This is a genomic window from Methylococcus sp. S1M, from assembly GCF_051295855.1.
Classification (GTDB): domain Bacteria; phylum Pseudomonadota; class Gammaproteobacteria; order Methylococcales; family Methylococcaceae; genus Methylococcus; species Methylococcus capsulatus.
Genome location: NZ_JBPDXO010000009.1, coordinates 46,835 through 59,335, shown reverse-complemented (window position 1 = coordinate 59,335; position 12,501 = coordinate 46,835). Strand labels below are relative to the sequence as shown.

General features: G+C 66.0%; 13 protein-coding genes. 4 read left to right on the top strand and 9 right to left on the bottom strand.

All coding sequences use genetic code 11. The annotated features are described in order from the left end of the window. From ACSHWJ_RS14145 to ACSHWJ_RS14110, 8 genes are read right to left on the bottom strand one after another with little or no spacing between them, the layout of a single operon-like run. The gene (locus ACSHWJ_RS14145; RefSeq protein WP_432540026.1) at positions 1 to 1,464 is read right to left on the bottom strand and encodes a terminase large subunit domain-containing protein; all 1,464 of its coding nucleotides are present in this window, start codon (positions 1,462 to 1,464) and stop codon (positions 1 to 3) included. Further along, positions 1,464 to 2,021 (bottom strand): DUF3486 family protein, encoded by a 558-nt coding sequence (locus tag ACSHWJ_RS14140; protein WP_282213515.1) that lies wholly within the window; start codon positions 2,019 to 2,021, stop codon positions 1,464 to 1,466. The genes ACSHWJ_RS14145 and ACSHWJ_RS14140 overlap by 1 nt, the downstream gene beginning before the upstream one ends. After that, positions 2,021 to 2,311, bottom strand: coding sequence for a VpaChn25_0724 family phage protein (locus ACSHWJ_RS14135; RefSeq protein ID WP_198321670.1), 291 nt, complete (start codon positions 2,309 to 2,311; stop codon positions 2,021 to 2,023). Before ACSHWJ_RS14135 ends, ACSHWJ_RS14140 begins: the two co-directional genes overlap by 1 nt. Next, positions 2,308 to 2,706, bottom strand: a complete 399-nt coding sequence (locus ACSHWJ_RS14130) for a hypothetical protein (RefSeq protein ID WP_432540025.1) — start codon at positions 2,704 to 2,706, stop codon at positions 2,308 to 2,310. Before ACSHWJ_RS14130 ends, ACSHWJ_RS14135 begins: the two co-directional genes overlap by 4 nt. After that, positions 2,703 to 2,957 carry a TraR/DksA family transcriptional regulator gene (locus ACSHWJ_RS14125; protein WP_432540024.1) on the bottom strand — a complete coding sequence of 85 codons (255 nt, stop codon included), beginning with the start codon at positions 2,955 to 2,957 and terminating at the stop codon, positions 2,703 to 2,705. Before ACSHWJ_RS14125 ends, ACSHWJ_RS14130 begins: the two co-directional genes overlap by 4 nt. Continuing rightward, entirely contained in the window at positions 2,944 to 3,156 is a 213-nt protein-coding gene (locus tag ACSHWJ_RS14120; RefSeq protein ID WP_432540023.1) for a hypothetical protein, read from the bottom strand. Before ACSHWJ_RS14120 ends, ACSHWJ_RS14125 begins: the two co-directional genes overlap by 14 nt. After that, the gene (locus tag ACSHWJ_RS14115) at positions 3,156 to 3,365 is read right to left on the bottom strand and encodes a hypothetical protein (RefSeq protein WP_432540022.1); all 210 of its coding nucleotides are present in this window, start codon (positions 3,363 to 3,365) and stop codon (positions 3,156 to 3,158) included. Before ACSHWJ_RS14115 ends, ACSHWJ_RS14120 begins: the two co-directional genes overlap by 1 nt. Before the next feature lie 58 nt (positions 3,366 to 3,423). Beyond that, complete coding sequence (locus ACSHWJ_RS14110; RefSeq protein WP_435920370.1) at positions 3,424 to 3,849, bottom strand: hypothetical protein; 426 nt, start codon at positions 3,847 to 3,849, stop codon at positions 3,424 to 3,426. 78 nt (positions 3,850 to 3,927) lie between these two features. Between ACSHWJ_RS14110 and ACSHWJ_RS14105 the strand changes: the two genes are divergently transcribed. From ACSHWJ_RS14105 to ACSHWJ_RS14095, 3 genes are all read left to right on the top strand, one after another. Further along, positions 3,928 to 4,932: a hypothetical protein gene (locus ACSHWJ_RS14105; protein ID WP_432539977.1), complete on the top strand. Its 1,005-nt coding sequence runs from the start codon at positions 3,928 to 3,930 to the stop codon at positions 4,930 to 4,932. Positions 4,933 to 4,944: 12 nt separating this feature from the next. Then, on the top strand, positions 4,945 to 5,355 hold the full coding sequence (locus ACSHWJ_RS14100) for a phage tail assembly chaperone (protein WP_432539978.1): 411 nt from the start codon (positions 4,945 to 4,947) through the stop codon (positions 5,353 to 5,355). Positions 5,356 to 5,432: 77 nt separating this feature from the next. Continuing rightward, positions 5,433 to 5,732, top strand: coding sequence for a DUF1799 domain-containing protein (locus ACSHWJ_RS14095; RefSeq protein WP_282213523.1), 300 nt, complete (start codon positions 5,433 to 5,435; stop codon positions 5,730 to 5,732). Here ACSHWJ_RS14095 and ACSHWJ_RS14090 read toward each other — a convergent pair. Beyond that, a complete protein-coding gene (locus tag ACSHWJ_RS14090) occupies positions 5,715 to 5,861 on the bottom strand; it encodes a hypothetical protein (RefSeq protein WP_432539979.1) in 147 nt (48 codons plus the stop codon). The two genes, ACSHWJ_RS14095 and ACSHWJ_RS14090, sit on opposite strands and share 18 nt — an antisense overlap. Here ACSHWJ_RS14090 and ACSHWJ_RS14085 point away from each other — a divergent pair, their 5' ends adjacent. Further along, positions 5,862 to 12,500: a tape measure protein gene (locus tag ACSHWJ_RS14085; protein ID WP_432539980.1), complete on the top strand. Its 6,639-nt coding sequence runs from the start codon at positions 5,862 to 5,864 to the stop codon at positions 12,498 to 12,500. The last annotated feature ends 1 nt before the right edge of the window (position 12,501 follow it).

Below are 12,501 nucleotides of genomic sequence, written 5' to 3'. Positions count from 1 at the left end.
TCAATACCCCTCGAAGTCGGCCAAGCCAGACACGGTGCCGAAGCCGCGGTCGGTGAGGGCCAGCTCGTTTTCACCGGCGTCGATCACGGCACGACGGCCGCCGATGGATTGGAAGTCGATCGGTGCCGCAGGCGTCGACGCGGCATGCTTCGCCAGCGCCAGCGCCCAGAACCGGTCGGCATGGCCGTTCTCCGATCGCTCGGCGGTAAACCGGACGTTGCCGGCTGCAGTGGTCACTTTGGTCACGGCCCGGAGGTCCGCGCGAATTTCCGGCCGGTACGGGATGCGCAGGCGCTTATCCTGCATTGCGCCACGCACCGGATACGCCAGCGCCTCTTTGATACTGGCAGTAAACGTCACGCCCTCCACCCGTGTTTCTCCGAATTTTCGTTGCGCGTCGTCCACCCAGCCGATACCGAGCCCGGTTTTATCGATGCAGGTGCGCTGCATGATCGCGATGATCGGCCACAGGATGGCTTCCTGGTCGGGCTTCGGCATATTGCGCAATTCGACGATCAGGCGGGTATAGAGCACGTCGCCGAGCAGCTCCAACACCCATAACACCGTCAGGTCTTTGGTGCGGCCGATATCGAGACCGGCATACAGCCGGCCGCGGGCGACGGATAACGCGTCGAGGTCGAATTCCCAGGCTTCGCCGGCGGGGTATTCGCAGCTCGCGATCAGGTCATATTCAAGGAAAGCCGCATCGTCGTCGGCCGGCTCGCACATGTACTCCTGCAGAAACGACTCCTCGTCGGCGCAGCCGGAGCGGATGAAATCGAAATACGCCGCCTCGTCCATCGCCTGGACTTCATGGTCCTCAGGCAGCGACTGCTGAAGCTTGTAGAGGAAGCCCTGGTCGAGTGCGTTTTGCAGCGTGACGCGATGCAGGCTGATCTTTTTCGGATTGCCGTTTTCCCGACTTTCCCGGATCAGCTGGTTGAAAAAGTTATGGCTGCCGCGGTGGGTGGAAATGATCTCCATCGAACCGCCCCAGGTGATGCCGGGGTACGCGATCGACCAGAGCTTGCGCGGGTCGGGATGCAGGGCGAATTCGTCCAGAATGCGGCCGCCCCGCTTGCCGGCCTGGGCATCCGGATTACTGGACATGGAGTGGATGCGCCGGCCGTTGGCGAAATGCAGCACATAGGCCGAAATCTTCTTGTCCTCGTCGATGACCCGCTCGCCGAGATCCTCCGCCGCCAGGTGCAGGAGCTGGGCAAACCGCTTGCAGTCTTCGATAAACAGCCGCGCTTGCAGATCGTCGCGGCTGGAGACCCACTGGTCCCACTTGGCGCCCACTTCGGCCGTGCGCTCGTCGGCGGCATACGCCGTGCTCCAGGACAAGCCGATCTGCCTCGACTTCTCCATCAGCTTCAGACGGCTGCGGTCCTTCACCCAATCGGCCTGGAACGGCAGAAACAGCCCGGCGGGATTCGGCGGAATGACTTTGGCGGCGCCCATTACGTGGCCATCCCCAGCACATCCCGCCGGATCAGGGCGATGGTTTCGGGCGATACGCCTTGAGACTTCGCTGCTTTCGTGGCCACGTCGGCCGCTTTGGCTCGTTCCTCCGCGCGAATTCGTGCCTCGAAATCACGTTTCCATTTCGCGGTACCCACCGCCGAGCGGTTCAGGTCGGCTGAAGCGCGCACCAGCTTTGGCAATAGCTCGGCCTTAGCTTCCGGCTCATGAGCATCCCAGTCGTCCCATAGATCCATGAGCTTATCCAGCGCGATCATCTCGTTCGCTTCCAGCAGCGCCGCCTTATCGCCGTCCGACATTCCTTTCAGCGCTTTTGCACATTCCAATCGAGTGCGTGCACGATCCATCGCTTTGTCCATCGCCTCTTTGAGACTGATGTTATGCCGACCTAGCGCCGATCTCGATATTTTGTACCCCTGTTCGCCCAGCCACGCACTTAGCGCTTCCAGACCGCCGAACCCATTGCTCACCAGTCGCGCGTTCAGCTCGTCGCGTATAGCGTCGGGCAGTAGATCGATTGCTGGGCGTGGCGGCATCAGCCCGTCTCGCCCGGCAACGGCCGCCGAATGCCGGGAATCGCCCGTGTACCTTCCAGCGCTTCCAGGCCCTCCATCGTCAACGTGGCGATATGTACGCCCTGGCACGCGGTATCGAGTACAGCATCGGCATTGGCACTCAGCCAGGCCAGCTCGATCTTGAGCTGGTCGCGGTTCATGGCATGGCCAGCGTTACGCAAGGCGGCGAGTAGCACCTCTTGATTGGTGGTGTAGTTGGGCTGCTCCCGTAGAATCTTCAGGATATGGAAACGCACGTCCTCGCGATTCATAACTTGCTCCCTTGGTGCATCATCAATCCTGTGAGCCGGTCCAAATTGGTCAGCACTTGAGTGACCTGGCCAGCCATTTGCCCAACCTGACCCTCCATGCGACTGAGCTGCGTCATCAGGCCATCCACGCGCCGGTGTACTGCTGCCAGGTCGTCATGTTTGATAGCGTTCTCGGCCGCCATTTCCAGCGCAGAAATGCGCTCGGAGTGCTGCCCCAACCGGTGCATGGCTTTTTCCTCCAGCGTTTTGGTTTCGCTGGACGCTCTCTTTTGCACCGCCTTGAGCTCGTCGGTAGCCGCCTTGCTGCGATTGCTGACCTGAACCCAGGCCACGACGCCGAAGTTCATCATGAACATCAAGACGGTCCAGAAGTTGAAGTCGAACGAAACTGTCATCGCCGCGCCTCCGCTGCCAAATAGCGCTCGTGCTCAACCTGGCAGTCCATACAGCGAATCGCCGTCGGATAGGCATCGAGCCGACCCTGTGGAATCGGCTCCTCGCAGTCATAGCAAATGATCGTCGGCGCACCGTCTTCGCCGGCAACCACGACCTGCGGCATGTCCGGCTTCATCATGTCCAGCGCAGCGCGCCGGTTCAGCTCGAGCTCTTGCTCGATGTGATCTTCCGCAATGTCAGCGGCGTCCATGCTGATCTCCGATTTCACACGACAGGCCGGCCCCGAATTCCGTCGGCTGTTCGCCATGAACAAATCCCGATGCGTCAGGGAACGTCAGGTAGCCGGTTGGCGAACAAGCCAGACAGTCGCAACCGGCAAGCACACCGATGCAGAAGGCCAGCATCAGCAACGCCCCGCCACCCACACATTTTTCCTGTGGCGTCAGCATCAGCGCTCCTTACAGGCGTGAATCGCATCCCGCGCCTGTCCATAGCCGACCACCAGCGCTTTGCCGCCGGCATCGGCTTTGGGAGGCCGACCCGGGGCGATATCGACGAACACGGTCGATGCCAACGGCGGCAGATCGGGCAGAGCACAAGACTCCGGCGCGAATGCCGGTGTCAGGATCGGCTTCGGAACCAGATCTTTCGGCCCCACCTGCACGCACCCCGCCAGCGTTAGCGGTAGCGCCAGAATCGCCGCGCCCGGGAATCCGCTAACGCAACGCACGGTCCACCCCCGCTTCCACATCCTCATGCTTGAGCCAGCGCTCGCACGCCATCGCGCCGTTCTCGTGGGTACTGATGGCCCAGACCAGCAGGGTGAGCGTTTTCCGGTCGGACAGGATGATCCGGTCATCCGCCCCTACGTCGAGCGCGGCGGCCACCCGCCGGATGTAGGTGGCGGTGTCGTTCTCGTTCGGCGGCGCCCAGCGGGTGATGATCTGGCGGACGGTGTGGAGCTGGCGCTTCCTCTGGTAGTTGAGCAGCGTCACCCCCAGCGCCCGCACCCCGTCGGACATTTGCTCGAACCGGCAGAACCTGCTGTCGTGGCCGATCTGGCCTTCCCAGGCGTTGCGGGGGCTGTAGACGAGATTGCCGGGGTTGTTGTTGCGCAGGCCCCTTGGCTTCTGGAAGCTCATTTCTGCTGCCTCCGCACGAACGCCGCGAATTCCTCATCGCTCATATCCTCCCCTCGCCCTTGGGGAAGAGGGGCCGGGGTGGCGGCCTTGCTGTACCTGTCGGTCACCTTCAAGTGCGACCTGGTCTCGGCGCTCACGCCCGGCACCGCGCCGCCGTACGGCTTCGCGCTGCGCGCCTGCGGCATGGCGGAGACGGCCTCTGCCGCGGCGGTCACCGGCACCGCGCAGAGCGGGTCCACCACCACCACGCTGAAGCTGGCGGCCGGCGCCTCCAGCATCGACGGCGTCTATGTCGGCGCCCGGGTGTGGATCACCGGCGGCGCCGGCATCGGCCAGTCCGCCACCATCATCGGCTACGTCGGCAGCACCAGGGTGGCGACGGTCGACCGGCCGTGGACCGTCACGCCGGACGCGACCTCGCTCTATTCGGTCGATCCGTTCGTCCGCTATAACCCGGTGTCTGACATCCTGACCATGGAGTCGGCGACCATCTACTACAACGAAGGCAACCAGGTTCGGCACAAGCTGCTGGGCTGCCGCGGCAACGTCAAGATCGACGCCTCGGCCAAGGACACAGGCATGCTCGACTTCGAGCTGATCGGCCTGTACGGCGGCGTGGCGGACGCCGCGGAAACCGGCGTGGCCGTGTCCAACTGGGTCGATCCCTGGGAGGTCGGCTACGGGCGCACCTACGGGCAGGTCTTCGGCAAGCCGCTCACGGGCGGGGCCTCCGGGCTGCAGATGGGCAAGTTTTCCCTCGACCTGGGCCAGCGGGCCGCCTACCGCTCGGTGGTCGGCTACCAGGGCGTCATCATCACCGACCGCGCAGCCTCCGGCTCCATCACGCTGGACGCGACGACCGTCGCGCAGTTCGATCCCTGGACGCTGATCGCCGGCAACGGCACGGGCGCCATCGGCATCGAGCAGCCGGACAGCAACAACGGCTCGGTCCGCATCGACGTCCCCAAGGCCGCGCCCACCGAGATCGACTATGGCGACGACCAGGGCATCTCGACCAACACGATCCAGTTCGACTGCCAGCGCGCGCTGGGCAACGACGAGGTCTTCATTACCTGCCGCTAAGGAGGCGGATTCATGGCATTCAAGCTAGGCACCCAGGAAGTACTTGGCAAACCCATTGCCCGCAAGGTGATGCTGCCGGTCTGCAACGAGGCCGGCACGCCCGTCAACCACCAGATCACCCTGCTCTACAACCGCATGACGGTGGAGGAGATCGGCGCCGCCTATGCCGCGCTGGCGGAGGACGCCCGGATGCTCGAGGCGCTGACCGGGCCGGAGCTGACCGCCGCGGTGCTGGACATGCACGCCACCCACGTCCTGCGGCTGGCCTCGGGATGGCGGGAGGTGCAGGCGGAGGATGGCGCCGAGGCGGCGTTCACCTTCGACAACGTCCGGCGGCTGCTGAACGACGTGCCCAAGGCTTACGACCGGATCACCGAGGAGTTCCAGAAGGCCAACCGGGGCGGGGCAGCTCTGGGAAACTGATCGAGGCGGCGGAGTACTGGGCGGCGGGCGGCCGGCGGCCCGACCACGCGCTCAGGGACGACCTGGCGGCGTTCGGCATGGCCGCGCCGGACGGGGACGGGGAGCCCGGCGACGGGGATTTCCCCGTCATGGCGGAGAACTGGGACACGGTCATGGCCTTCCTGGCCTGCCGGACCGCCTGGCGGCTGTACTTCCCGCCGCTGGGCGGCGCGCCGGTCTGGCTCGGCCTGTCCTACCCGGACGTGGACGTGGTGATACGCCACCTGGGCCACGAAGGCGAGGCGGCCCGCCGGATATTCGCCGGGATCCAGGTCATGGAAGCGGCGGCCTTGGCCGTGTTCCATCCGCCGGCGGCGGAGTCAGCGGCTGAGGAATAGCCGCCCGGCGGAGGTCAGGCAAGCCAGGACGAAAACGGCGATGCCGACCCACACCATGCCGGCGCCGTATTTGAGGAATCCCAGCGCGAACAGCAGAAAGCCCAGCACCATCAGACTGATTAAGGACATATGACCGGCCCTATCGTAGTTGGCATCAAACTCAATCTCGACGAGAAAGGAGCGCTGGTCGGGGTTGAGAAGGTCGAAAGCGGATTCAAGCGCATCGGCTCGGCCGCCAGCGAATCCGCCAGCCGTATCGACGCATCATACAAGAAAGTCGAAACCGGCATCGCCGAAGTCGAGAACGGCTTCAAGCGCGTTGGCTCTGCCGCCAGCGAATCCGCTGGCCGTATCGACGCAGCTTACGGCAAGACCCGCCAGGGCCTGGATTCCATCAGCACGCAGCTGGCGACGGCCAAGCGCCAGTTTCTCGAATTCATCACCGCTCAGGCGGCGCTCGGCGCTGGCCGGGAACTGGCCGATGTGGCCGACCGCTACGCCAACCTCTCCGCCCGCCTCAAGCTCGCCACCCAAAGCGAGCTGGAATACGCCAAGGCGCAGGCGCAGGTGTTTGCCATCTCCCAGCGCTACAGCACCGCCCTCGACGACAACGCCAAGCTGTACTCCCGCATTGCTCCCGCGGTGCGCGATGCCGGGAAGAGCCAGGCCGACCTCGTTAAAGTCATCGAGGCCGTTAACGCCAGCCTGAAGACTTCCGGCGCCAGCGCAGCGGAGCAATCCTCCACCATCACCCAGCTGTCCCAGTCCCTGGCCTCCTCCACGGTGCAGTGGGAGGACTTCGGCCAGCTCGCCGACACCAACATGCGGCTGGTCGATGCCGTCGCCAAGCAATTGGGCGGCAGCATGGGGGACCTCAAGCAAAAGATGTCGGACGGGCTGATCAGCAACACGCAGTTGTTCGACGCCATCATTGCCGCTTCTGAACAGCTCAAGGCCGAAGCCGCCACGATGCCCAACACCATCGGCGGTGCGATGCAGCAGATCGAAAACGCCTTGGCGCGCTACATCGGCAAAGCCGACCAGGCCGCCGGCGCCAGCCGTGACATGGCCAATGCTATCAGCGGGGTGGCTACCCACTTCGACCAGATTGCTGACGGCGCGGTCCGGGCCGGTGAAGTGGTGGCGGTCGCCATCGGTGTCAAAGCCGTGACCGCGATGACTGCCTATGTGGCGGAGGCCGCGGCGGCCGCCAATGGCGCGCTGCTGTTCAGCCGGGCTGTGGGGGCGCTCGGCGGGCCGGTCGGCGCCGCCACCTTTGCTGTCCTCGCCGGCGCGGAAGCCCTCTCGGTCTGGCGCGCCAACATGATCGCGGCCAACGACGAGGCGCTCAAGATCCGCAGTCAGGGCAATGCCGGCGCGCTGAATACCACCGATCCCACCAAAGTCATAGGCGCCGATCTCAAGGCCAAGGTCGACCAGGCCAAGCAGTCGGTAGGCGAGCTGACTGTCACGGTCAACGCGTCGAGCGCCGCGCTGGCCGCCGCCGCGGAGACGACGAAGAAGTACACCGCCACCGAGCGCGAGGACATCCAGTCCAAGATCCGCTGGCTCGAAGCCCACGGCCAGCAGGCGGACGCGCTGCGGCTCGAAGGCGCCCTGCACGGCTTCACCGGCAAGGCGCTCGAGGCCTACGTCAAGCAGGAACTGGACACGATTGCGGCCAAGAAGGCCAACGCCGAAGCCACCAAGGCCCACAACAAGGCGCTGTCCGAGGAGGCCAGCGCGGTCAAGAAGTCCGCGACGGAACACCAGAACGCGCTCGAGGCCAGCGACCGCTTCATCCAGTCGCTGAAGGACGAGCTGGCGATGCTGCAGGACCGCACCGGCGCGTCCGAGGCCGAGATCGCGGCGCGCAAGGCGTCGGCCCGGCTCACCGGCGAGGAGGCCGAGGCGCGCGCCCGGCTCGCCCGGCAGATCAAGGAGGAGATCGACGCGCTCGAGGGCGCGGAGCGCATCCGCCAGCTGGAGATCAAGACCCAGAACGACATCGCCGAGGCGATCCAGCGCAAGGAGGAGGCCGCGGCCCGGGCGCTGCAGAGCGCCCAGGACGAGGAACAGAAGCAGCTCGCCCTGCTGGCCCAGATCCAGGCCGCGCACGAGGCCGGCTACGGGCCGGAGGCGCTGGCCCGGATGCGCGCCTACCTGAGCGCGGTCTACGACGTGACCCGCGGCATGGGCGAGGAGGAGGCCGCGGCCACGGCGGCCGCCATGGCCCACACCGAGGCCGCCACCCACATGATGGACGAGATGACCCGGACCGGCCAGTCCATGCTGGACGACCTGGGCGGCGTCGCCCGCAGCATGATGAGCGGCTTCTCCTCGCTGTTCTTCGAGCCTTTCGGCGCGGCCACCGAGAGCATGGGGGCGCGGTTCAGCCGGGTGCTGCAGCAGATGGCGGCGCAGCTCATGCAGAGCGCCGTGACGCGGCTCTTCACCGGCGGTCTCGGTCTCGTGGCCGGAGGCGAGGCCGGCGCGGGCGGCTGGCTCGGCGGGCTGCTCGGCCTGGGCGGGTCCGTGGTCGGCGCGGACGGCCTCATCACCCGCATGCCGCAGGTCGGCGAGGCCATGGTGCTGCCCTCCGGCAGCATGATCATCAACAGCGGCGGCAACGCCGTGTCCAGCTTCCCGCAGTACGTCAACTACGCCGGCACCGGGGCCAGCGTGGCCGGCTACGGCAACGGCCTGCTCGGCGGCCCCGGCTGGGCCACCGCGGCGCTGGGCTATGCCGGGGCCGGGCTGGGCGGCGCGGGTCTGGGCTACCTGATCGGCGGGCTGATCGGCGACCGGTACAACTACGGCCAGGCGGGCGGCGCGATCGGCGGTCTCGCGGGCGGCATCGGCGGCTATGCCGCGGCCACCTCGATGGGCTTGAGCGGCGCCATGGCCGGCCTCGCCGCGACCGGCGTTGGCGCCATTGCCGCGGCCGTCATCGCGGTCATTGCAAGCCAGGTCAAGGTAGGCAAACCGGATGCCCAGCTGATCGCCAACGTCACGCCCGGCGAGGGTTACGACATCACAGCGCTTAACTCTCGGCATGGTGGCAAGACCGGCCTATTCGGCCTGCTCGAGGGACTGGCAAACATCACCTTCGACCCGGCGGATCCGTTCCACTTCTCGCGCGACAACAGTCCGAACAAAGGCGCCTGGGCGCCCGGCGAGAAATTCCTCGGCGACGCCCTGACGGCCCTGTTCGGCCCGCTGGGCAAGCTCGAGGAGTCCCTCGGCGTGATGATCCCGGCGTTCCAGTTCATCGGGCGCATCCACGACGACAGGACCGGCATCCAGATCCCCGGCATCTACGCCTCCGGACCGTTCAAGTTCGACGACAACGCCGCCCAGTACATGCAGCAGGCCGTGAGCATCGCCACCATGCGGCTGCTCCAGCAGCCGGCGGTGCTGAACCAGATGACCGACCCGGTCACCAAGGCCGTGGTCATGCTGTCGGGGGATCTCCAGGCGTTTCAAGCCAACCTCGAAAAGGTCTCCGAGGTCCGCAAATATGCCGGCGGATCGTTCGAAGAAGTCGGCGGACGCAAAGCACTGGGCAAAGCCCTAGATTTGAGCGGCGGCGACATTGACGCCTACATTCAGAACATGAAAGAGCTCGGGACGCTCCGCACGTTTTTGGGCGAGTGGACACCAGACGTGGGCGCCTGGACTCAGACCGTGGCCGGGTTCGATGCCATGGAACGCGCGGCTGTCAAGTTCGGCGTCAGCGTCGGGAAAGTCGCTGACCAGATCGACAAAACGATCGAAGCCAAGCAAATCGGCATCCAGGACAAGCTGAACAATCTGCTCGGCAAGCCGCAGTCGATCCAGTCGAAGCTGTTCGGTGCCAACCAGCAGTTCGACGCGATCGATGCCGAGCAGAAAGGCGCGGTCGCCGATCTCGCCAAGTACAACAAGGACGAACGCCAGCGCGCCCTGAATTCACTCTCCGGTTTTGAGGCCAAGACGTTCGACAAGACCGACCGGAAGGGCGTCAAGTCGATGCTGGACAAGCTAAAGGATCCGGCATTGGCCAGCGATCCCGCCATGCTCGCCGAGTGGGAACAGGGCTGGGATGCGTTCTGGGATAACGAACTGGCCCAGGCCGGGAAGATCAAGAACAAGAAGAAGCGCGACGCCGCCATCGCCAACATCAAGTCCTTGCAGCAGCAGATGGACCCGCATGCCATGGAGCAGCAGGACGTCGAGGCGGCCAGGCAGGAGTACATCAAACAGCAAAAGCAGGCGGTGCTCGACCAGGCCCAGGCCTATGCCGGTCAAGGCGCGTCCCAATTCGCGGCAAAGCTGAAAGAGATCACCGACTATTTCAGCTGGGCGCGCGACGGCGCGAACGAGTTGGGCATCAGCGTCGACGAGTTGAACCAATACCAGAAGGCTGCCACCGACGCACTCAAAGGCCAGTTCGACGATGCGCTGAAACAATTTGCCGGGGAGAGCGTGTCTGGCGCCGCCGCGGCGCTCAAGGCCATCGACGACCAGGCCAAAACCTTCCGTGAGGACGCCATTGCGCTCGGCAAATCCGTCGAAGAGGTCGACAAGGCCACCGAGAAGGCGAAAAAGAAGCTCAAGGACGATTTCGTCCACGGCCTGGAGCAAATGGCCGGCGTGCTCGATGCCAACACGATCGCGTTCAATGGTCTGCGCGACCAGTTCAAAGGCCTGTACGAAGACGCGATAACCCTCGGCGTCGGGATGGACCAGGTCGGCGCCGCGCTCCTCCAGTCGATGAAAAACCTCTGGGAGCAGATGACGTCCGGCATCGAGCAGGCGCGCCAGTCCATCGCCCAGCAAATCGCCGAACTTCGCGGACCCCAGGCCGTCGCCGACCTGGCGGGGCAGAACGTCGACAAGGCCAAGCAGAAGCTCGCCGATTACCGTGCCGGCGGCGGTACCGACGTCAACCGGGAAATCGCGCTGATCCAGGCCGTGCAGTCGGCGGTGATGGCCCGCTACCAGGCAGAGCTGGCCCTGATCCAGGAGACCATCCAGCAGGAGGTCGAGGCCATCCAGGCCCGGGCGCAGGCCGAGATCGACGCGGTCAACGCCACCCTCAACGCCCAGATCGAGGCCGAGAACGACCGCCTCAACGCGGCCATCGAGGCCGAGAACGACCGGCTCAACGCCCAGATCGAGGCCATCAACGCGGCCAGCCAGGCGCAGATCGACGCCATCCAGGCGCAGGCCGACGCCGCGGCCGAAGCCCGGCAGGAGGCGCAGCAGGCCGAGCTGGACGCCCTGGGCGCGCAGCTCCAGACCGCGAACCAGCTCAAGAACGCGATCAAGGGCATCGCCGACTACGCCAAGTCCCTGCTGACCTCGGCCGAATCCCCGCTGTCGCCGGAAGCGCGGCTGGAAGCGGCCCGCAAGCAGTACGAGGAGACGCTGGCCAAGGCCCGGGCCGGCGACGCCGAGGCCGCGGCGCGCTACCAGCAGGACGCCGAGGCCTACCGCCAGGCCGCCAAGGACTACTACGCCTCGTCCTCCGGCTACGGCGACGTCTACAACAGAATCCAGGCGGACGCGGCCGCGCTGGGAAGCACCGAGGTCACCAGCCCTGACAGCATCGAATCGCAGATGAAGGCGCTGCGCAAGCAGCAGGCCGAAGACAACAAGGAGGCGCAGCGGCTCGTCAGGGAGCAGATCAAGGCCGTCCAGCAGGGGACGCAGGACCAGATCAAGGCCGCGCAGTCCGCCTCGAAGGACTACGTCACGCAGCTGCGCAAGGAGTCGCAGACGGTGGTGGAGGGGCTGCGCGCCGCCGCCGCGGACCAGATCAAGGCCATCCAGGATGCCGCCGCCCAGGCGACGAAGGACGCCCAGGACCTGAGCAAGCGCGCCGACGTGGCCGACCTGAAGGCCGCCGCCATCCTCGAGCTGCAGGCGCTCGACGCCAACCTGCAGGCGGCCTACGACGCGGCCGTGAAACAGTACCAGGGCTTCATCGACGCGCTTTCCGGCGTGGTCGGCGCCAACACCGCCGCCATCGAGGCCCTGGTCGGCTGGCTCAACGCCCAGGGCGTCGCGGTCACCCAGCCGCAGACCCGGGACACCATCATCCAGGTCAATGAAGACGGCTCCCAGACCACGCTGCAGGAGGGCAACAGCGGCAAGACCCAGTACCTCCCGCCGCCGAGGCACGCCGCGGGCGGACTGGCGCGCCCGGGCTGGGCGCTGGTCGGCGAGCTGGGGCCGGAGCTGGTCAACTTCGACCGCCCGGGCCGCGTCTACACCGCCCAGGACACGGCGAAGATGATGGCCGCGCTCAACGCCGCCAACGACGCCGCCCACGAGCGCCATGCCGGCGGCGGGCCGCGCGACATCCGCCGGCTGCTGCAGGCCGACCCGCGGGCGCTGCTGCAGGAGCTGCTCGGCGGCCTGCCGTCCGACCCCGCCCGGCTGCTGGCGCCGTTCCTGCCCGCCAACGACGCCCATGGCGCCTACGCCAACGTCATCTACCTACCGCATGCCGCCGACGCCTTCCAGAGCCTGATGGCCCGGCCGCCGGCATCCCAGCCGCCCGCCGCGCCCGATGACCGCCTCGCCGGCCTGCTCGAATCCCTCCGGTCCGGCGCCGGATTCAAGGGAATGAAAGAGGAGATGGGAAAACTGAGGACGGAACTGCGGGCGCTGGTGACGGCCCAGTCGGCTGCAAATCCGAAGCTGCTCGCCTCGCTGCAGGCGCTCATCGCCCGTTTCGATGACATGGTGAGCGAAGCCAGGCTGGCCAGGAGGGCATAGC